Origin of the sequence: Lysobacter enzymogenes (assembly GCF_017355525.1) — a bacterium.
GTDB lineage: Bacteria > Pseudomonadota > Gammaproteobacteria > Xanthomonadales > Xanthomonadaceae > Lysobacter > Lysobacter enzymogenes_C.
Map to the genome: position 1 here is coordinate 3,299,429 of NZ_CP067395.1, position 19,199 is coordinate 3,318,627.

Genomic DNA, 19,199 nt, shown 5'->3' on the forward strand with positions numbered 1-19,199 from the left:
TCCGAACGCGGCATCCGCAGCGCCTGTTCACCCGCGCCGCCGCGCCGCGCACGGGTTTTGTAAGCAACGGTCAAGTTGAGAACTCGGCCCGGTTTCGGCGCCGACCGCGCCGCGATGCTGGCGCCCCTCGGTCGGGCCGCAGTCGCGTCCCCGCCGCGGGCGGCCGGCATGCGGTCGCGCGGCGCTTGCCCGCGCCGCGTCCGCATGCAGGCCGCGCACCGCCCTTCCATCGCGCGCGGACGCAGGACGCCGGCAGGAGCCGCCGCGCGCGATACCGGTGCCGTCGGCGCCGTCCCCGATCCCCTCATCGAGCCGCCCGGCGCCGCGCGCGACCGGCGCGGCCGCGACCGGACCGCCGCTGGCGCGCGGCGTACCGGCATGGGACGCGGACGCCGACGCGGCGCCTTCGTCGTCCATATCCCCCTTAAGCCTTCTGGAGACGCAATGAACAAGTCCGCTTTCACCGCCGTGGCGCTGGCCGCCGCGCTGTGCGCCGCCGCCGCGCAGGCGCATTCCCCCGCCGCGCCGGCCCAGACCGCCGCCGCGCCGACCTGGAAACCGCTGACCCCGGGCACCACCTGGAACTGGCAGCTCGACGGCCGCACGGTCAATTCCGCCGTGCTCGACGCCTCGACCAATCCGAAGAAGATGCTCGACATCGACCTCGACGCGACCCCGGCCTCGACCATCGCCGCGCTCAAGGCCAAGGGCATCTACGTGGTGTGCTACACCGAAGTCGGCAGCTACAACGAAGAACGCGAAGACGCGGCCGAGTTCCGCAAGGTGCCGGGCCTGATCGGCAAGCGCATGGACGGCTTCGAGCACGAGTGGTGGATCGACGTGCGCAAGACCGACGCGCTGATGCCGATCATGACCGCGCGCCTGGACAAGGCCAGGAGCAAGGGCTGCGACGGCGTCGAACCGGACCTGGACGATTCGTTCAACCAGGGCGCCGACAAGACCGGCTTCGATCTGACCATGGAAGATTCGCTGTACTACCTGCAGCTGCTGGTCGACGCCGCGCACGCGCGCGGCATGTCGATGGGCCTGAAGAACGGTCCGGAAATGGCCAAGGACGCGGCGCTGTTCGCCGACTGGGCGCTCAACGAGGAATGCAACCAGCACAGCGAATGCGGCGGCTACAAGGAGTTCGTCAAGCGCAACAAGGCCGTGTTCCAGGTCGAGTACCGCTCCAACGGCACCCGGGTCAAGGATTTCTGCCCGGCCGACAACAAGAACAACTTCGACGGCCTGCTCAAGGACGCCAGCGAGTTGTTGCATGCCTTGCCGCGCGATGCCTGCCGCAACGGCTGATTGAGCGACCGTCGCGACGGGACACGACCCGTCGCGACCGGGCCGGCTCCCGCGGGAGCCGGCTTTTCGCCGGTTGCGCGCCAGCGCGCGCGCTCACGAGTTCCGCCACGCCGTCCCCGCCCGCGCGCGCCCTTCCGTGCGTTCGAAATCGCGCCCCAGATAGGCCTTGCAACGGAACTGGTCGATATCGTTGATGCGCAGGATGTTGCGCTTGCGGCTGACCAGGCCGCTGCGGTGCCAGGTCTGCAGTTGCGCGTTCAATTTCGGCCGGCTGGCGTTGACCATCGCCGCCAGGATGCTCTGGGTCGGCGGCAGCGCCACTTCGAAATCGCCGCCGCGCGCGTGCGGCTGGTCGTGCATCAGCGACAGCAGATAGCGCGCCAGGCGCGATTCCAGCCGGTGCAGGCACATCGTCTCCAGGCTCTCCACCGCTTGCCGCAGGCGCAGGCACAGCGAGGCGTGGGCGCGTTCGATCACCACCGGATCGTTGGTCAGGCTGGGAAAATGCCGGCGCGGCAGCAGCAGCACCCGGGTCGGGCTGTACGCCACCGCGGTGAAGGTGTGGGCGTGGGTGTCCAGCAGCGGGGTTTCGTCGACGGTCTCGCCGCCGTCGATGGTGTCGACGATCAGCTCCTGGCCGTCGGGCCCGTACAGCAGCTTGTAGATGCGGCCGTGGACGACGAAGGCGAGGAAATCGCTGGGATCGTTCTTGAAGAACAGCGCGTCGCCTTCTTCGAGGTTGGCCTCGCTGCTGTGGCGCGCGATGTGCTCCAGCAGCGTGGTGGGCAGGCCGCGCAGCAGCGCGCAGCGGTCCAGGCCCCAGCGGCGCCGGCGCACCGCGACGCCGTCGTCGGGCTTCAGCGCCATGCGCCCGGCCGCGCCGGCGGCGCGGCGGTCCGGCCGGCGCGGCCGGCGGCGATGCGGCCGCGCGGGCGGCCGGTGGCAGGATTCATAACGCCCCCTGTGGACGTCGGCATGGCGCGGCGGCGACGCGGCGCGCGGCGCGCGGCCCGGGCGTTGCGCCCTGTCCGCCGCGGCGTCCGACGCGATGCGGCGCGCAACGATGCGGCGCAGAACGATGCCGGCGCCGCGCGGCGGACCGGCATCGCATGGCGCGTGCCTTACGGGCCGTACGGATTGCTCTTGAACGACTGCAGCACGGTCAGCAGGCTGGTCAGGTTGTCGGCCACGCCGGTCTGGGCGACCTTCTCGGTCGCGCCGGCCGCGGCGGTGGTGTCCAGGCTGTAGATCTGCATCACGCCCTGGTTGGCCGCGGCCTGCGCCAGCGAGGTCTGCTGCTGCTGCGAGGCGATCGCGTTTTCGAACAGCAGCCCGGTGGAGTGGGCCGCCGACTGGTACATCGAACCCATCGCGAACGCGGGGCCCTCGGCGATGACCTTGACGTTCGACTGGGTGACGGCGTCGGTGATCTGATTGTTGACTGCGGTGGGATATGCCATGGATCTGTCCTCAGTGACGGATTGGACCAACTGCGGTTAACTCGGCTCCGCGACGCCGGCCGGACCCGCCGGCCGGCGCCGCACGGCCCGATCGCAAGGATCGGGCGCTGCGCATTACTTGAAGGCGCGCAGCACGGTCAGCAGGCTGGTGAGGTTGTCGGACACGCCGGTCTGGGCGACCTTCTCGGTCGCGCCGGCGGCGGCGGTGGTGTCGAGGCTGTAGATCTGCATCACGCCCTGGTTGGCCGCCGCCTGCGACAGCGAGTTCTGCTGCTGCTGCGCCGCCACGGCGTTTTCGAACAGGATGCCGGTGGAATGCGCCATCGACTGGTAGATCGAACCCATCGCGAAGGCCGGCGCCTCGCCGATGACCTTGACGTTGGACTGGGTGACGGCATCGGTGATTTGGTCGTTGACGGCGGTCGGGAATGCCATATCGAAGCTCCTTGGAGTTTGAAGTACGGCCGCTGCCGTACATCGCTGAGTAACGAGTCGTCAATTGTTTTGTGAAGCGGCCGGACCGTTCGCTTGCGCGGCGCTGTTGGGATTGTTGTCGCGGTCGGGGCGAACGGCGGAATCGCCGTCGCGGCCGGTTGCGCGCGACTCGTCGGCAGGCGCGGAACCGGTGGGTTGGGGCGGCAGCAGGCCGCTGGATTGGGCGGCGCCGATCACGTCCTGCAACTGGCGCGCGAGCGGTCCGATCTGACGCTGGAAACATTCGTCCACTTCCTGCCGGACCAGAACGGCCAAACGCAGCGCGATCTGTTCCATCGGCGTGGGCGCGACGGCGGCGGCGCCGGGCACCGGCTTGGCCGGCATCAGATCCTGCAGCGATTGCGCGCGTTCGACCGCGCCGAGCACCGCAGTTTCGGCCGCGCGTTCGGCGCGCGCGTTGCCGTCGACCGCGGCCTGGGCGCGGCCCAGGTTGAGCCGGATCACTTCCTCGATCTGACGGCGCCCGTTCTCGAGCGCACCGGCGGCGCCGCCGGATGGCGGCGGAGGCGGTTCGGGCGGCGGCGGCGATTGCGCGCCGATCATCGCCACGTACGCGCTGAGCATGCGCTGCTCCTCGCCGAGCAAGTCGCGACCGAGCTGGGCGCGGGCGAAGTCGCGCACGACCTGGTCGAGTTCGGCGAGCACCGATACCGGTGCGGGCGATGGCGCAGATGCGGGCGGCGATTCGGGTGCGGGCGATGGCGCGGATACGGGCGGTTGCTCGGGCGCGGGCGCGGGCGATGGCACAGACGCGGACGGCGGCTCGGACGCGGGCGATGGCGCAGACGCCAACGGCGGCTCGGACGCGGGCGATGGCGCAGACGCCAACGGCGGCTCGGGCACGGACTGCGACGCGACCGGCGGCGCGGGCGGCGGCGCTTGCGGCGCGGGCGGCGCCGGGCTTTGCGGATTCTGCGGCGGTTGCGAGGCGTACATCAGCGCGTCTCCAGCAGGCGCGCCAGCGCCGCGAACACTTTGGGATCGTGCAGGCGCCGCGCCAACAGGCGGGCGACGTCGCTGTGCGGCGTCGCCGACGCGGCGGACGCCGGCGCCGATCCGGGCGTCGGCCTGGCCGCGGATGCGGATCCGAGCGCCGGCCACGCCGCGGCGCGCCGCACTGCGCCGCGCCGGCCGGCGCCGGTCTCGCCCGGCGGGGCGAACAGACCTTCCAGTTCGTCGTGCAGCAGGCAATCGAGATTCTCGTCCATCGCGAACTCCGGTCTTACACGTGATGCGATACGCAATGAGGGCGCCGATCAGGCCGGCGGCGGGGTCGCGAGGGCGCAGGCGGCGGCCGCGCGCGCGGCACCGGCGCACGCGCGCGACGGCGGACAGGGACGGCGTGCGCGCGGCGCGCGCCTGCGGCGGCTTACGAACCGCCGCTGTTTTGCAGGACCGAGGCGTACTTGGCGATGCTCTGGTCGATGCTGTCGATCGCGAACTTGGCCGACTCGGCCTCCATCGCACCGGCGCCGGCCGCGACCGCGGCGGCCACCGCCATGAACACATCAGTGGCGAGGATGCCGAGCGCGTCCTCGGCCGCCTTCTTGGGCTGGTCGGCGACGATGTCTTCGGTCATCTGCTTCATCAGCACGCCCTGGCTGGCCAGCGCGATCTTGGTGACGCCGTCGAAATAGACCGCGGCCGACTGCGCGACCAAACCGGCGGCCTGGCTGATCAGCATGTCGGCGGTGGTGGCGATCTGCGCCGGCGCGTACGACGCGGTCTCGGCGTTGCTGAACTGCACCGCCTGCACGATCTGCTGGTTCAAGGCGCCGGTAGCCGGCGCGGCGGCGGCGTTGCGCGCGACCGCGAGGGCGCGCGCAGCGGCCAGCGGCGACTTGGGCGTGCTGTTGCCGCTACCGCTGCTGTCGCCGTTGTTGCTGCCGCTGCCGTTGCCATTGCTGCCACTGCCATTGCTGCCGGAGCCACCGCTGCCATTGCCATTGCCATTGCCGCTGCCGCCGCTGCCGCCCGCGCCTTGACCCGCGCCGGCCGCGCTGTTGCCGTCGCCGGCCGCGCCGGAACCGCTGCCCGGATCCTGACCCGAGCCGCCGCTGCCGCCCGAGCCGCTGCCGGAGCCGCTGCCCGAACCATTGCCCGAGTCGTTGCCCGAATCGCCTCCAGAGCCGCCGCCCGAGCCGTTGCCCGAACCGCTTCCAGAACCGCTCCCGCCCGAACCCGAGCCGCCACCGGCGCCGGCCGCCGCCGCCGCCGCGCCAGCCGGCGCACTGCCGGCATCGCCGTTACCGCCGGCGCCCACGCCGGCGCCCTGCGGCGACGAGCCCGGCGCGGCGCCGCGGCCCGGCCCGCCGGTGGCGTCGCGCCCGGCACCGACCGCGCTGTCCGCGGCCGCATCCGCATGCCCGGCCTGCGCCGAAGCCGCGGCGGCCGCCGCCGCCGCCGACGCGGCCGCGGCAGCCGCGCCCTGCGCCGCGCCCGTCTGCGCGTCCTGCTCGGGCGCGGCGCCCGCGTTGTTGTCGTCCAACCGCTGTTGCGTCATCGCTGTTCTCCGTAGCGTGCGTCCGTCGTCTCATCGCCCCGCAACGCCGCGCGCTACGGCTTGTCGCCCACGGCCATGATCAGTTGCACCGCCTTGGACACCACCGCGCTGGAAATCTGGTTGAGCACCTGTTGGCTGTGCACCGCGTTCTGCAGCGCCAGGCCGGTGGAGTGGCTGGACACCTGGTACAGCGAGGCGATCGCCTGCGCGGGCGCCTCGGCGACGACCTTCACGTTGGTCTGGGTGACGGCGTCGGTGATTTGCGAATTGACGGGCGTATCGGTCATGAGCCTGTCCCTGGAGTGGGTTTTCGTTGCGGGTCTAATGCGGTGGAACGCGAGCCCGAGAGGCTTGTGAACCCGGCCGCGCCGGCCGCCGCGAGGCGCCGACGCGGCGGCGGGTCATTCCCGCCCCACCGCCAGCCGCAGCCGGTTGCGCAGCAGCTCGACCCGCTTGCGCGCCAGCGGCTGGTTGATGTGCAGCTTCTCGGCTATCACTGGATACGGCAGATCCTCGATAAAGCGGTAAGCGAACAGCCGCCTTTGCTCGCGGCTCATCCGCGCGACCGCCGCGACCACCCGCTCCAGCTGCTCGTCCAGCTCCAGTTTCTGCAGCGCCGACAGGCCCTCGTGGGCGAAGCCGCCGCCCTCGCCGTCGACCTCGCGGTGGCGGTCGAACACTTCGCGGTCGCGCCCGCGCCGGCGCACGCTGTCGAGGAACACATGGCGCAGCACCACGAACAGGAAGCCGCCCGGGTCGGTGATGGTGTGCGGCGCGCGGCGCATGAACAGCAAGGCCTTGATCGCGGTGTTGCCGAGCAGTTCCTCGGCGCGGTCGCGCTGGCCGTCGGCGAAGCGGCGCGCGCGCGCTTCCAGTTCCGGCAAGTTGCTGCGCCAGGCGCCGGCGAACATTTCGTCGGCGAGTTTGAAATCCGCGCACGGCGCGGCGCCGCGCCATGCCTGCGCGCGCTCGTCCGGCGCGCAGCGGAAGCTGTTGCAGTCGGCGCGTTCGCGCCCGTCGGCATCCATCACGTTCCCCCTCCTTCGTCTGCGGTGCAGGCGAGTCTGGGCAGGGGGGGTACGGATGGCTGTTACTTGGGTGACACGCACGGCGTGCATGCGCGCAGGCAACTGCGCATCCCGTCGCGATACCAAAAAATAGCGGCTTTTCCGCGGCTTTTTTCGCCCTCGCTCGGCGCGAAGGCATGCGCTGAAGATTGCGCGCGACGTCGTTTAAAGCATGCGGGCGCTCACATTCGTCCCGCTGCGGCGTTATCGGTGCATGCGCGAGTTCAAGCCGGACGCGTCGGCGCGCCCGGCTCCAGGCCGATCGCGCGCGCGATGCCGCTCCAGCCCCAGGTCGCCAGGCAGCACGCGCCGGCCAGCGCGAGCCACGACGCGCCGCCTGCGGGCAGCAGACGCAGCGGCGCGAGCAACGCCGGCCACCACGTCGGCGCGCTGCCCAGCGCCGCGCCGACGCCGGCCGCGATCAGGCCGAACAACAGCAACTGCTGCAACCAGCGCTCGACCTGATCGCTGCCGTCGGCGGCGGCGGCGGCGCGGCGCGCGACCTGTTCGGCGAAACCGTAGGGAACCGGCTCCATCGGCGGCGCGCGCAAGGCCCGGCTCAGCAAGCGGTACTGGCCCAGGCGCGGATCGCCCTCGCTCATCGGCGCGCCGAGGCGTTCGTGCTCGCGCGCGCGCTCCTGCAAGGCCCATTCGCGGGCCACGGCCGGATCGTCGAAGCGCGGGTCGGTGTCGTGTCGATTGCGGTTCATGCGAATTCTCCCAGCCGCGCTTCCAGCCGCTGGCGCAGGCGCGCCCGGGTCCGGAACAGGTGGCTCTTGATGGTGCCCTCGGCCAGGCCGGTCATCTGCGCGATCTCGCCGATGGGCACTTCTTCCAGGTGATACAGGGTCAGCAAGGTGCGCTGCAACGGCGGCAGCGCCTCGATCTCGGCGTGCAGGCCGGCGGCGATCTCCTCGTCGGCGCAGGCCGCTTCCAGGTCGAAGCCGTCGCTGACCGACTCCAGCAGCGACGGCGCGTCTTCGTCGGCGGCCGCCTCAAGGATCGGAATGCGCTTGCGTTCCAGATGGCGCTTGGCCACCGAATAGGCGACCTGGCCGATCCACGACTTCAGCGCGCTCTCGTAGCGGTACTGGTGCAGGCACTGGTGGATGCGCAGGAAGGCTTCCTGGCACAGCTCGCGGGTGTCGTCGGGATGCCGGACCATGCGCTGGACGATATGCCAGCACAGCCCCTGGTACTCGCGCACCAGACGCTCGAACGCCCCCGGCTGGCGGGAGAGGACGGCTTCGACCAGGGCGCGGTCGTCGTTCATGGGCTGGAACCGGTCATCCCGGCGAGGATGCGGGCAAGGCGCGCGCGGTTGCAGTGGCGGGCGCACGCACCGCGCTGTGACGAGTGTCACCCCGCCGCCCCGCGCCGGCCGCCGCGGCTGCAACCGCCCGGACCCGGGCCGTATCTCTTGCCCCGAAGCCCGGCCACCGCCCCCATCCACCCGCCCACGGACCCGACCCCGTACCGCACCCGCCCGAGGAAACCGCCGCCATGCCCCAGTCCCTGGTCCCCATCACTTTGTTCGTCTGCATCGTCTTCGCGATCAAGATCGTGGTCGAAGCGCGCTTCCGCATGAAGCTGCTGCAAGCCGGCGACGCCGACGAGATGCTGCGCTCGGTGGCGCGCGACGAAGACCAGCGCCGCCGCCACGGCGCGCTGCGCTGGGGCATCGTCATGGTGCTGCTGGCCTGCGCGTTCGGCGTGATCGAAGCCGCCGGCTGGCGCGACCTCACCGCCGGCACCCTGGCCGTGCTGATCGGCGCGGTCGGCCTGGGCAACCTCAGCTACTATTTCATCGCGCGCAAGTTCGGCTGAGGCCGCCGCTAAGCGGCGCACTTCCCAAGCGGCGCTTAAACGGCGCCCCGCGCCGAGCGCCGGACTAGGACCTAAGTCGCTGGTCAGGCCGGGCCGCGCCGACGATGATCGGCGCAGTCCCGACCGGAAGCCCGCATGCGCCCGTCCGTCGTCCTGCGTTGCCTGCTCGCCAGCGCGCTGTTGTCGCTCGCGCTGCCGTCGTTCGCCGCTGCCGCTTCGGCCAAACCGGGCAAAGCCGCCGCCGCGGCGCCAGCACCCGACCGGCGCATCGCCCTCACCGTCGACGACCTGCCGTGGGTGCAGCTGCCCGCGGTGACCACCGAATCGATCATCGACGAACATCGCCGCCTGATCGCGGCGATCCGCAAGGCCGGCGTGCCGCTGACCGGCTTCGTCAACGAGGGCAAGCTCGAAGACCGGGGCGCGCTGCAGCCGGCGCGGCTGGCGATGCTGCGCGACTGGCTCGACGCCGGCGCCGAACTCGGCAACCACAGCTACAGCCATGCCGACCTGCACGCGGTCGGGCTGGCCGCGTACGAGGACGACATCCTGCGCGGCGAGCGCCAGCTGCGCCCGCTGCTGCAGGCGCGCGGGCAGACCCCGCACTGGTTCCGCCATCCCTACCTGCGCGCCGGCCGCAGCGCCGAGGACAAGGCTGCGCTGGCGCGCTTCCTCGACCAGCACGGTTACCGCATCGCCCCGGTCACGGTCGACAACTCCGACTGGATCTGGGCCGCCGCCTACCTGCGCGCCGGCGAACCGCACCCGGGCAGCCGCTACCGCGGCAAGCCGCACACCGAGGGCATCAAGACCCGCCTGCGCCGCGACTACATCAAGTACATGGGGCGCAAGCTCGACTACTACGAACGCCAGTCGCAGGCGCTGCTCGGCTACAACCTGCCGCAGATCTGGCTGATCCACGCCAACGCGCTCAACGCCGACACCTACGGCGAGCTGATCGCGATGGCGCGCAAGCGCGGCTACCGCTTCATCGGCCTGGACGAAGCCATGCGCGACCCGGCCTACCAGCGCGCCGACGCCTACACCGGCCCGGCCGGCCCGAGCTGGCTGCACCGCTGGGCGATCGGCGAGAAGAAACCGGCCAGCTTCTTCGCCGGCGAACCGGAAGTCCCGGAATGGGTCTTGAACCTCGCCCGCCTCGATTCCGAATGACGTCTGTGCTGTAGCAGCGGCGTCCCGCGGGTATTTGCTTCGGTCACAAGCCGCAAGCGCGCAACCACAACCGCCTGCGCCCGCTACAACCGATCCAACACCGTCCGCAACACCGGCACGGTCGTGACATCGTCCACGCCCTTCAACCCCGCGACCCGCTCGCGCACATCCGCCAGCTCGCCCGGCGAACCCGTTTCCACCAGCACCATCAGATCGATCTCGCCGGCCACGCTATGCGCCAACCGCACCTGCGGCAACGCCGCCAGCGCCGGCACCACGTCGTCGCAACTGAAACCCTCGGCGTAGCGCAGCAGCAGCCATGCGCGCAGCGGATCGCCGCCGCTGCCCAGGCGCACCGTGTACTGGGCGATCACGCCGGCCGCCTCCAGGCGTTGCAGGCGCTCCTGCACGGTGCTGCGCGATAGGCCGACCGCCTTGGCCAACGCCACCGTCGACAGGCGCGCGTTGTCCTGCAACAACGCGATCAGTTTGCGGTCGACCTCGTCGAGAGTTTTCATCGGTAGCCTGGCATGCCGGCGCGGCGCCGGCCGGGACCGTCATTCTGCCGGGTTGAGACCGGCCGCGGCGAGCGGCCACGATGGCGCACCCCTCCTTCTCCCGCCCGGTTCGACCATGACCGCTTCCATCGCCCTGATCCCCATCGACGTGCAACGCGGCTTCGACTACCCGCCGTGGGGCCGCCGCAACAATCCGCACATGGAAGACAACGGCCGGCGCCTGCTCGCGGCATGGCGCGAACGCGGCTGGCCGCTGCTGCACGTGCGCCACGATTCGGTCCAGGCCGGCTCGACCTTGCGCCGCGACCATCCCGGCAACGCGTTCCGCGACGGCTTCGAACCGCGTGCGGACGAAGCGGTGATCGGCAAGTCGGTCAACTCCGCCTTCATCGGTACCGACCTGGATCTGCGCTTGCGCCGGCTCGGCGTCGATACCGTAGTGGTGTTCGGCGTGAGTACCGACATGTGCGTGTCGACGACGGTGCGGATGGCGAGCAATCTCGGTTACCGCGTCATCGTCGTCGGCGACGCGTGCTTCTGCTTCGATCTCGACGACGGCGCCGGCGGGACGATCGCGGCCGAGGCGATCAGCGCCGCGCATCTGGCGACCTTGCGTGCGGAATTCGCGCAGGTGATGGATACCGCCGAGTTGCTGGCGCACATCGACGCATCATGATCGCACCCTCTCCCATAACGACGTAACTGCTCCCTCTCCCGCTTGCGGGAGAGGGCCGGGGTGAGGGCAGCGCGACTGTGTTCGTTGCTTCGTCGAATCTTGAGTTCCCTCACCCCAACCCCTCTCCCGCAAGCGGGAGGGGGGCTTGATGCAGCATCGCCGTTACACGGCGCTCGAACATCCGCACGAAAAAACCCGCTCGCAAAACGACGAACGGTCTTGCAACCGAAATTTTCCGCGCGTACAGTTCGCGCCCATCTTCTTCAATCTTTCCGACCGCCTTCTCATGCGCATCGAAACCAAAATCGCCAAGCTGGACGTGCAAGGGCATGACTGCCCTGCGACGTTCGCGTGCGCATCGGTGCGACGCGGTCGCGACGGTAGCTTGCACACCCCGTACTGATCTTCCCCTCCCAGGAAGATCGGTCGCCCCGATCTTCCGAGGAAGCAGACGCCCTCGGACTTCAACTCCGGGGGCGTTTTCGTTTCGGGCGTCGGCAAAGGATTTTCTGCAAAAAACCCCATAAAAATCGCTATTTCGCGTACACCCCCGAAGCATCCGAGACGAAGGGGATTAGCCGTCGAGGCGTAGGCCACGCTGTGCTCCGGTGCTTCGGCACGGGCGGCGCGTGCGCGAAAACAAGCACATGGGCGTTCGCGCCCGATCGTATCGCCGTCCGGAGACGGGCGACGATTGGCAGCACCCGATGAAACGCATCGCAGCGGCGCCGATTCGCAACCGGCCCGGTGCGCACGGCCCTGCCGTAGCGTATGCCGCGATGCGTCGAGGGGCTCCAACCGGGAAGGTAGCTCAGAGGTAGAGCGGCGTTGTATGCGCGGGTCGCCGGTTCGAATCCGGCCCTTCCCTCGGATATAGCTCAGAACGGTAGAGCGCAGCACAAGATGCTGTTGTCGCGGGTTCGACTCCCGCTATCCACTGTCTTGAAACGACAGTCGTTGCAACCGGAACGAAAGTTCCGACCCGGGAAACGCTCCGCGCGGCGTCCGCCTGCGCATCGCTTTCACAGGATGCGCCGACGAACGAAGCAGCGGCGACACCGCCGGCTTCATGCCCGGCGGGCGATGGAACGGCGTCGCGCGGTATCGGCCACAACGGACGTGGCGATGCCGGCGACGACGATGCCACGCCCGCCGCGCATGCGGTCCGCGATGACGGCGCCAGGGGCGTTCCCACCCTATTTCGCTTGGCTGCATTTGCGCAGCACGGCATCGAAACCGGCATCGCCGCGCTTGCGCGCTGCGCCACCGCCCGCGTCGCCGACGCGACCCACCGCGCCGCCGCGACCATCCGATTCGGTCGCAACGGCCCACACCACGGATCGGACCACCGGAACTTCAAGGAAAAAGCCATGTTCTGGATGAAGAAGGTCGTGGTCGGCGATGCCGAGCGCGCCCTGGTTTACCGCGACCGCCGCATCGAGCGCGTGCTCGGCCCGGGCGTCCACACCTTGTGGGACGTGCGCGACCGCATTCGCCTGAATCACTACGACATCGCCAACAGCGCCTACGCCGGCAACGACAGCGAAGCGCTGATCGCCGGCCTCGGCGAGCGCCTGTCCGACCATTTCGTTCTCGCCGACATCGGCAACGACGAAGTCGGTCTGGTCCTGCGCAACGGCCGCTACGCCGAAGTGCTGGCGCCGGGCCTGCGCCGCCTGTACTGGAAGGGCCTGGCGCAGATCGAGGTGCGCGCGCTGACGCTGAGCGCGGGCCTGGCGATCGAGCGCGAGGTCGCCGACGGCCTGCGCCAGATCGCCCAGCTCGACCGCGTCGCCGTGCACGGCAACGTGCCGACCGAATCGGCCGGCCTGCTGTTCGTCGACGGCACCTTCGTGCGCACCCTGGCCCCGGGCGCTTACGCGTTCTGGAACCTGCGCAAGAACGTAGTCGTGGAAACCGTGGAACTGCGCGTGCAGGCGGTCGAAGTCTCGGGCCAGGAACTGCTGACCCGCGACAAGGTCACTCTGCGCGTCAACCTCGCCGCCAGCGTGCGCGTCGTCGATCCGGTCGCCGCGCGCACCAAGGTCTCGCGCTACAACGAACAGATCTATCGCGAACTGCAGTACGGCCTGCGCAAGGCGGTCTCGTCCAAGACCCTGGACGAACTGCTCGGCGACAAGGCCTCGCTCGACGCGGACATCCTCGCCAGCGCGCGCGAAGCCTGCGCGTCGATCGGCGTGGAAGTGCTCGGCGTCGGCGTCAAGGACGTGATCCTGCCGGGCGAGATGAAGGACATCCTCAACGCGGTGGTGCAGGCGGAGAAGACCGCCCAGGCCAACACCATCCGCCGCCGCGAGGAAGCCAACGCGACCCGCAGCCTGCTCAACACCGCCAAGCTGATCGAGGACTCTCCGGTGCTGATGCGCCTGAAGGAACTCGAGGCCTTGGAAAAAATCACCGAAAAGATCGACAAGCTGACCGTCTTCGGCGGTCTGGAGGGAGTCATGAAGGAACTCGTCAGCCTGAAGGCCGACGGCTGAAACGCAGGACCGGGCGGCCTCGCGCCGCCCGGGTTCCGATAGCGCGAACGCCGCGAGCCTGCGCGAACGCCGCCTCCCGAGGCGGCGCGTGGCCGCATGCGCGAACGAATCCGCGCGCGGCCGACTATCGGATACGAAATCCTCTATGCGAAACGATATGTACAAAGTGATCGTGGAACGGCCGCGCCGCGGCGGCGGCTGGACCAAACCGGGACGCGAACCGCGCGAGCCGGACGACCGTCCCGCCCACGAAGGCATCCGCGAGCGGCTGCGCGGAGGCAGGAAATGGCTCAACGAAAACCTGCGTCCGCTGCAGCGCTGGCTGGATCGGCAGGCGGGCCGCCGTTGGGACGCGGTCTACGCGGAACTGTGCAAGCACGTGGATCGGCGCAACACCGTGCAGCAGCACATCCATGTGCATCTGCGCGATTTCGTCGAAATCGACGTGTACGAAAGCGACGGCCGGCTCTACGCCATCCGTCGCTGGCGCGGCACGGCCCCACTGGCCGACAGCTACTGCGACCTGTATGTGGACCCGCGCAACGGCTGCCTGATGCGCAACGAAGCCGCGTTCGCCGCCCGCGTGCGCCGACGCGCCGAGCACCGTCTTGCGGTGCATGCGCGGCAAGCGGGCTGGCGCGAAGGCGTGCGGGTCGTCGACGGCGAGGTGCAGCTGCATCGTCTGGACGGCATCTGGTACCGGATCGAACTCGCGCCGGTGCCGAAACCGCGGCCGTCCAAGCGCAAGGCCGGCGTCAGTTTGCCCGGGCGCGCGTTCGACGCGGTGTTGCATGCGCAGGTCGGCGAGTGCGCAAGCAAACGCTTGAACCTGTACGGCCGTTGCGGCGTGTATGCGCGCAGCAAACGGCAGTTGAATCAAGCCGAGCTGATCGCCTGTCGGCTGCGCAACGGCGACGGGCCCGACCCGTTCGACCCGCGCGCGCTCGCGGCGGCGGCGCTTGCGGCCGGCCGCAAGCGCCGCTCGCCGTGGCGCACCGGCGCACCCCATTAAGAAGGACGAAGCACCATGACTACCTCAAACTACCAACTACTCCACGCCGACGAAGGCGTGGCCCCGGTCAAGGCCTGGATCCGCGGGGTGCCGGTCGACGACAGCGCCAAGCATCAGCTGCGCAACATCGCCGCCCTGCCCCACGTCGGCCCCTGGGTCGCGGCCATGCCCGACGTGCATCTGGGCAAGGGCGCGACCGTCGGCTCGGTGGTGCCGACCCGCGGCGCGATCATCCCGGCCGCGGTCGGCGTCGACATCGGCTGCGGCATGGCCGCGGTGCGCACGACCCTGCGCGCCAGCGACCTGCCCGACAGCCTGGCCAAGCTGCGCTCGGCGATCGAGCACTGCGTCCCGGTCGGCAACGGCCGCGGCGGCGAACACCGGCGCCTGCCCGACAGCCACGCGACCCGCCTGGCCAAGTCCGGGTTGGCGACGCGGCTCGACGCGATCCACGCCAAGCACCGCCGGCTGCGCACCGACAAGCTCGACAAGCAGATCGGCACGCTCGGCGGCGGCAACCACTTCATCGAGGTCTGCCTCGACGAAGCCGGCGCGGTGTGGGTGATGCTGCATTCGGGCTCGCGCGGCACCGGCAACCTCATCGGCAGCTATTTCATCGAGCTGGCGCGGATGAAGCTGGAAAAGCGCACGCTCGGCTTCCATCTGCCGGACAAGGACCTGGCCTTCCTGCTCGAGGGCGAGCCCTTGTTCGACGACTACGTCGAAGCGGTCGGCTGGGCCCAGGACTACGCCCGCCACAACCGCGAGGCGATGATGGAACGCACGCTGCACGCGATGCGCATCCAGCTGCCGAAGTTCAAGCTCGACAAGACCGCGGTCAACTGTCACCACAACTACGTGCAGCGCGAGGACCACTTCGGCGAATCGCTGTGGGTGACGCGCAAGGGCGCGGTCAGCGCGCGCGAGGGCGAGCTCGGCATCATCCCCGGCAGCATGGGCGCGCGCAGCTACATCGTGCGCGGCAAGGGCAACGCCGACAGCTTCCACAGCTGCAGCCACGGCGCCGGCCGGGTCATGAGCCGGGCCGAGGCCCGGCGCAGCATCACCCTGAAGGACCATCGCGCCGCGACGGCGCATGTGGAATGCCGCAAGGACGCGGCGGTCATCGACGAATCGCCGGCGGCGTACAAGCCGATCGAGGCGGTGATGGCGGCGCAGTCCGATCTGGTCGAGGTGGTGCACACCTTGCGCCAGGTGGTCTGCATCAAGGGTTGAGCGCCTTCGGGCGCTGTTTCGGCGCCGTCCGCGAGGGCGGCGCTTTTTTTATAGGCGCGCGGACGGCTCAGTCGGCCAGCACCAGCCGCCAGGCGCCTTCGACATCGCCCTCGACCTGGTTCCACGCCACCTGCTCGGCGCCGCGCAGGCGTTCCCAGCCGCGCGCGAGTTCGTCGCGGATGTCGTCCCAATGGCGTTCGCCGTGGTGCAGGCGCGCTCCCAGGCCGTAGGTAATGGCCAGTTCGCGGGCGCGGTGGGAGACGCTGGAGGAATGCTGGGCGGCGGCCGATGCGGGGTCGGCTTCGCGGGCCTCGTCGGCGATGAAGCTGCTGAGCCAGTCGACGTTGCGTGGCGGCATGAACGAATCCGTTGGCATCCCTTTTGCATCACGACGATAACGTTTTTTTCATCGCCGGGGACCGCCAAAAGTCTGAAGCGCACGCGCAAACCGCGAGCGTTGTCGCAAACACGCATCAGGGTTTCGCGTCGCTCGCTCGTCGGCGGTGAAGACGCGCCGCGATTCATCTATACGAAGCCCGCTCGTTACTGAATGTGCGTGATGTCATTCACAGCTGCGGGCCGCGACAAATCCCGCCGGCGCATCCTTGCGCCGCCCGCACCGGCGCAACCGCCGGTCTGGTCCGCTGTCGGGCGGAACGGTTCGAGAAAACGTTGAGTGGGGCGACGCTCACGCGCGCGCCGGTTGCGGCCGCCGCCGCCACTGCCATTTGAGATTGACGCCGAGCGTGCCGAGCACGATCAGGGCCACGCCGAGGCTCTGCACCGGCGCCAGGGTGTGGCCGTAGATCGCGTAGTCCAGCGCCAGCGCGACCACCGGGTAGATGAAGGCCAGCACCGCGATGGTGGCGACCTGCAGGCGCGGATAGGACGAATAGAACAGCACGTAGCACACGCCGCTGTGGATCAGGCCGAGGCCGGCCAGCCAGAACCAGTGCGCGCCGGGCTGCGCGACCCGGGCGTAGTCGGCGAACGGCGCGAGCATGGCCACGCCGACCAGGCACTGGATCAGCACCACCGCGAACGGCCGTTCGCGGCTGATCCGCCGCGACAGCAACAGCGAGGCGCCGCACAGCACCGCGGCGACGAAGGTCAGGCCGACGCCGATCAGATAGCCGCTGTCGGCGCTGCGCAGCAGCTTGAACGGGTCGGCCGAGCACAGCACGCCGACGAAGGCGATCGCGGTCCAGCCGATGTCGGCGGCGCGGGTGCGCTCGCCGTAGAACAACGCGGCCAGGCCCAGGATCACGAACGGGAAGAAGTGGTAGACCATCGTCGCCACGCCGATCGAGGAGCGCTGCATGCCGGCGAACAGGGCGACCCAGTTCAGCACCAGCAACACGCCGCTGAAGATCGCCGAGCGGATCAGCGCGCGCTCGCCGAGCAGGCCGCGGAACAGGCCGCGCGCGCAGCCCCAGACCAGCAGGAAGGCGACGCCGAACACGCAGCGGAACAGCACCGCGGTGATCGCGTCCTGGCCGCTTTCGTGGACGAACACGCCGACCGAGCCGATCAGCAGTTCGGCGATCAGCAACTGGATCAGCGCCTGGCGGGAGTCGGCGGCGGGTGCGGCGGCGGCGGTGCTCATGGGGGGAGGGAGCGCGCGACGGGAGGAAGGGGACGCTCAGGTTAGGCGCGGGCTGTGGACCGATACAGATTCAGTTAGGATGAATTTCGACCGGTACAGTTCTGCCTGTTCTCCTGCCTCTCCCTCTGCTTTGCTTTTGCTCCCTCTCCCGCTTGCGGGAGAGGGCTGGGGTGAGGGCAGCGGGCGCCGAAGGCGCCTGCCGCTTTGCTCCGCGTTCTGGCCGGCCCTCACCCCAACCCCTCTCCCGCAAGCGGGAGAGGGGCTTCGATACCGCGAGGTTCGCCATGACCCAGGACCTGCTCTACGAACGCCTCGCCGAGCGCATGCGCCGGCAGATCCAGCGCGGCGTGCTGCGCGCCGGCGAACGCCTGCCGTCGCTGCGCCGGCTCGGCCGCGACCAGCGCATCAGTCTGGCGACCGCGGTCGAGGCGTATCAGCAGCTCGAACGCGAAGGCCTGATCGAAGCGCGTCCGCGCTCGGGCTACTACGTGCGCGCCGCGCCGGCGGCGGCGCCGCGCAGCCATCGCGCGCGCCACCTCGCGCGCGCGCCGACGCCGATGCGCAACCCGGCCCTGCTCGGCGTGCTCGACGTGCAGTCGCGCCGCGACCTGATCCCGCTGCACGCCGCCACGCCGGCCGCGGCGCTGCTGCCGAGCGCCGCGCTGGCCGCATCGGTGACCCGGGCGATGCGCCGCGATCCCGAACTCGCGCTCGGCTACACCGTGCCGCAGGGCCTGCCGGCGTTGCGCGAGCGCATCGCCCAGCGTTATGCCCAATGCGGCGTGGAGATCGATCCCGACGAAGTCATCGTCACCGCCGGCGCGATGGAGGCGATCAGCCTGACCCTGCGCACGCTGACCCGGCCCGGCGACATCGTGATCCTGGAAACGCCGACCTACCATGGCTTGTTGCAGGCCGTCGCCGCGCACGGCCTGCGCGTGCTGGAAATCCCCAACCACCCCGGCCGCGGCCTCGACCCCGCGCAACTGCGCGAACTGCTGGAGCGCCACGCGGTGCGAGCCGCGCTGCTGGTGCCGAACTTCAACAACCCGCTCGGCAGCCTGACCGGCGAGGCGGCCAAGCGCGAGATCGTCGCCGCCTGCGCCGCGCACGGCACCGTGTTGATCGAAGACGACCTGTACGGCGAGCTGGCCTATTCCGGCGAACGCCCCGCGCCGCTGCGCCGTTACGACGACGGCGAGCACGTCATCACCTGCGGTTCGTATTCGAAGATCCTCGCGCCGGGCTTGCGCGTGGGCTGGATGATCGGCGGGCGCCGGCGTTCGGAACTGCTGCGCACCAAGAGTTTTTCCACCGTCGCCACTGCGACCTTGCCGCAGCTGGCGCTGATCGATTTTCTCGCCCGCCACGACATCGAGCGCGGCTTGCGCCGCCTGCGCCGCGCGCTGGCCGGCAACGCGCAGGCGTATCGGCAGGCCTTGCTCGACTACTGGCCCGACGGCATCGCCGTGGCCGAACCGGCCGGCGGCATGACCTTGTGGGTGGAGCTGCCCGAGCGCATCGATGGGCAGGCGCTGTTCGAAGCGGCGCTGGCACGCGGGATCGGCATCCTGCCGGGGCATTTGTTTTCCAACCGCGGCGACTACACCCATCACGTGCGGCTGAGTTGCGGGCAGCCGTGGGATCGCAAGATGGAGCAGGCCTTGAAGACGCTGGGCGAATTGGCGAAACAACTGCTGCGTTAGTTGCGCAGCATCCCTGTAGGAGCGGCGCGAGCCGCGACTGCGACAATGCAACTACGCCGCAACCTTCGTCGCGGGCGCGTTGTCGCGGTCGCGGCTCGCGCCGCT

Annotated in this window: 23 protein-coding genes and 2 tRNA genes; 10 read left to right on the top strand and 15 right to left on the bottom strand. The window is 70.0% G+C overall.

The annotated features are described in order from the left end of the window. Nucleotides 1-27: 27 nt before the first annotated feature. Nucleotides 28-417 (bottom strand): hypothetical protein, encoded by a 390-nt coding sequence (locus JHW38_RS13810; protein WP_207521903.1) that lies wholly within the window; start codon nt 415-417, stop codon nt 28-30. Between the two features lie 27 nt (nt 418-444). Here JHW38_RS13810 and JHW38_RS13815 point away from each other — a divergent pair, with 27 nt between their 5' ends. Beyond that, nucleotides 445-1,314, top strand: coding sequence for an endo alpha-1,4 polygalactosaminidase (locus JHW38_RS13815; protein ID WP_207521904.1), 870 nt, complete (start codon nt 445-447; stop codon nt 1,312-1,314). Between the two features lie 93 nt (nt 1,315-1,407). On the opposite strand, the gene JHW38_RS13820 is transcribed toward JHW38_RS13815, so the two are convergent. The 10 genes from JHW38_RS13820 to JHW38_RS13865 form a co-directional block, all read right to left on the bottom strand. Beyond that, nucleotides 1,408-2,181: a Crp/Fnr family transcriptional regulator gene (locus tag JHW38_RS13820; protein WP_207521905.1), complete on the bottom strand. Its 774-nt coding sequence runs from the start codon at nt 2,179-2,181 to the stop codon at nt 1,408-1,410. 254 nt (nt 2,182-2,435) lie between these two features. Continuing rightward, nucleotides 2,436-2,774 carry a RebB family R body protein gene (locus tag JHW38_RS13825; protein WP_206410142.1) on the bottom strand — a complete coding sequence of 113 codons (339 nt, stop codon included), beginning with the start codon at nt 2,772-2,774 and terminating at the stop codon, nt 2,436-2,438. A 114-nt stretch (nt 2,775-2,888) separates the two neighbouring features. Further along, nucleotides 2,889-3,209 carry a RebB family R body protein gene (locus JHW38_RS13830; protein ID WP_074861650.1) on the bottom strand — a complete coding sequence of 107 codons (321 nt, stop codon included), beginning with the start codon at nt 3,207-3,209 and terminating at the stop codon, nt 2,889-2,891. A gap of 60 nt (nt 3,210-3,269) precedes the next feature. Then, nucleotides 3,270-3,914, bottom strand: a complete 645-nt coding sequence (locus tag JHW38_RS13835) for a hypothetical protein (protein ID WP_207521906.1) — start codon at nt 3,912-3,914, stop codon at nt 3,270-3,272. A gap of 290 nt (nt 3,915-4,204) precedes the next feature. Continuing rightward, nucleotides 4,205-4,477: a hypothetical protein gene (locus JHW38_RS13840; protein WP_207521907.1), complete on the bottom strand. Its 273-nt coding sequence runs from the start codon at nt 4,475-4,477 to the stop codon at nt 4,205-4,207. Nucleotides 4,478-4,638: 161 nt separating this feature from the next. After that, on the bottom strand, nt 4,639-5,772 hold the full coding sequence (locus tag JHW38_RS25550; protein ID WP_242690939.1) for a hypothetical protein: 1,134 nt from the start codon (nt 5,770-5,772) through the stop codon (nt 4,639-4,641). Between the two features lie 53 nt (nt 5,773-5,825). After that, entirely contained in the window at nt 5,826-6,059 is a 234-nt protein-coding gene (locus JHW38_RS13850; protein WP_074861646.1) for a RebB family R body protein, read from the bottom strand. A 114-nt stretch (nt 6,060-6,173) separates the two neighbouring features. Beyond that, nucleotides 6,174-6,800, bottom strand: coding sequence for an RNA polymerase sigma factor (locus tag JHW38_RS13855; protein WP_242691397.1), 627 nt, complete (start codon nt 6,798-6,800; stop codon nt 6,174-6,176). A 263-nt stretch (nt 6,801-7,063) separates the two neighbouring features. Continuing rightward, entirely contained in the window at nt 7,064-7,549 is a 486-nt protein-coding gene (locus tag JHW38_RS13860; RefSeq protein ID WP_207521909.1) for a hypothetical protein, read from the bottom strand. After that, a complete protein-coding gene (locus JHW38_RS13865; RefSeq protein WP_207521910.1) occupies nt 7,546-8,112 on the bottom strand; it encodes an RNA polymerase sigma factor in 567 nt (188 codons plus the stop codon). The genes JHW38_RS13860 and JHW38_RS13865 overlap by 4 nt, the downstream gene beginning before the upstream one ends. A gap of 230 nt (nt 8,113-8,342) precedes the next feature. Between JHW38_RS13865 and JHW38_RS13870 the strand changes: the two genes are divergently transcribed. Beyond that, nucleotides 8,343-8,666 (top strand): DUF6249 domain-containing protein, encoded by a 324-nt coding sequence (locus JHW38_RS13870; RefSeq protein WP_207521911.1) that lies wholly within the window; start codon nt 8,343-8,345, stop codon nt 8,664-8,666. Between the two features lie 135 nt (nt 8,667-8,801). After that, nucleotides 8,802-9,839, top strand: coding sequence for a polysaccharide deacetylase family protein (locus tag JHW38_RS13875; protein ID WP_207521912.1), 1,038 nt, complete (start codon nt 8,802-8,804; stop codon nt 9,837-9,839). A gap of 83 nt (nt 9,840-9,922) precedes the next feature. Here the strand turns inward: JHW38_RS13875 and JHW38_RS13880 are convergent, their stop codons facing one another. Continuing rightward, nucleotides 9,923-10,357, bottom strand: a complete 435-nt coding sequence (locus JHW38_RS13880) for an Lrp/AsnC family transcriptional regulator (protein WP_207521913.1) — start codon at nt 10,355-10,357, stop codon at nt 9,923-9,925. 115 nt (nt 10,358-10,472) lie between these two features. Between JHW38_RS13880 and JHW38_RS13885 the strand changes: the two genes are divergently transcribed. Further along, on the top strand, nt 10,473-11,033 hold the full coding sequence (locus JHW38_RS13885) for a cysteine hydrolase family protein (RefSeq protein WP_207521914.1): 561 nt from the start codon (nt 10,473-10,475) through the stop codon (nt 11,031-11,033). A gap of 109 nt (nt 11,034-11,142) precedes the next feature. On the opposite strand, the gene JHW38_RS13890 is transcribed toward JHW38_RS13885, so the two are convergent. After that, nucleotides 11,143-11,364, bottom strand: coding sequence for a hypothetical protein (locus JHW38_RS13890; RefSeq protein ID WP_207521915.1), 222 nt, complete (start codon nt 11,362-11,364; stop codon nt 11,143-11,145). A gap of 469 nt (nt 11,365-11,833) precedes the next feature. Here JHW38_RS13890 and JHW38_RS13895 point away from each other — a divergent pair. From JHW38_RS13895 to JHW38_RS13915, 5 genes are all read left to right on the top strand, one after another. Beyond that, nucleotides 11,834-11,901, top strand: a tRNA-OTHER gene (locus JHW38_RS13895). A gap of 1 nt (nt 11,902) precedes the next feature. Beyond that, a tRNA-Leu gene (locus JHW38_RS13900) sits at nt 11,903-11,970 on the top strand. Nucleotides 11,971-12,403: 433 nt separating this feature from the next. After that, nucleotides 12,404-13,534, top strand: a complete 1,131-nt coding sequence (locus JHW38_RS13905; RefSeq protein ID WP_207521916.1) for a slipin family protein — start codon at nt 12,404-12,406, stop codon at nt 13,532-13,534. Between the two features lie 88 nt (nt 13,535-13,622). Beyond that, complete coding sequence (locus JHW38_RS13910) at nt 13,623-14,546, top strand: hypothetical protein (RefSeq protein WP_207521917.1); 924 nt, start codon at nt 13,623-13,625, stop codon at nt 14,544-14,546. 15 nt (nt 14,547-14,561) lie between these two features. Beyond that, nucleotides 14,562-15,782 carry an RtcB family protein gene (locus JHW38_RS13915; RefSeq protein WP_207521918.1) on the top strand — a complete coding sequence of 407 codons (1,221 nt, stop codon included), beginning with the start codon at nt 14,562-14,564 and terminating at the stop codon, nt 15,780-15,782. A gap of 67 nt (nt 15,783-15,849) precedes the next feature. On the opposite strand, the gene JHW38_RS13920 is transcribed toward JHW38_RS13915, so the two are convergent. Then, complete coding sequence (locus JHW38_RS13920; RefSeq protein ID WP_207521919.1) at nt 15,850-16,140, bottom strand: hypothetical protein; 291 nt, start codon at nt 16,138-16,140, stop codon at nt 15,850-15,852. A gap of 330 nt (nt 16,141-16,470) precedes the next feature. After that, nucleotides 16,471-17,388, bottom strand: a complete 918-nt coding sequence (locus JHW38_RS13925; RefSeq protein ID WP_207521920.1) for a DMT family transporter — start codon at nt 17,386-17,388, stop codon at nt 16,471-16,473. 284 nt (nt 17,389-17,672) lie between these two features. Between JHW38_RS13925 and JHW38_RS13930 the strand changes: the two genes are divergently transcribed. Continuing rightward, entirely contained in the window at nt 17,673-19,094 is a 1,422-nt protein-coding gene (locus JHW38_RS13930; RefSeq protein ID WP_207521921.1) for a PLP-dependent aminotransferase family protein, read from the top strand. Nucleotides 19,095-19,199: the final 105 nt, after the last annotated feature.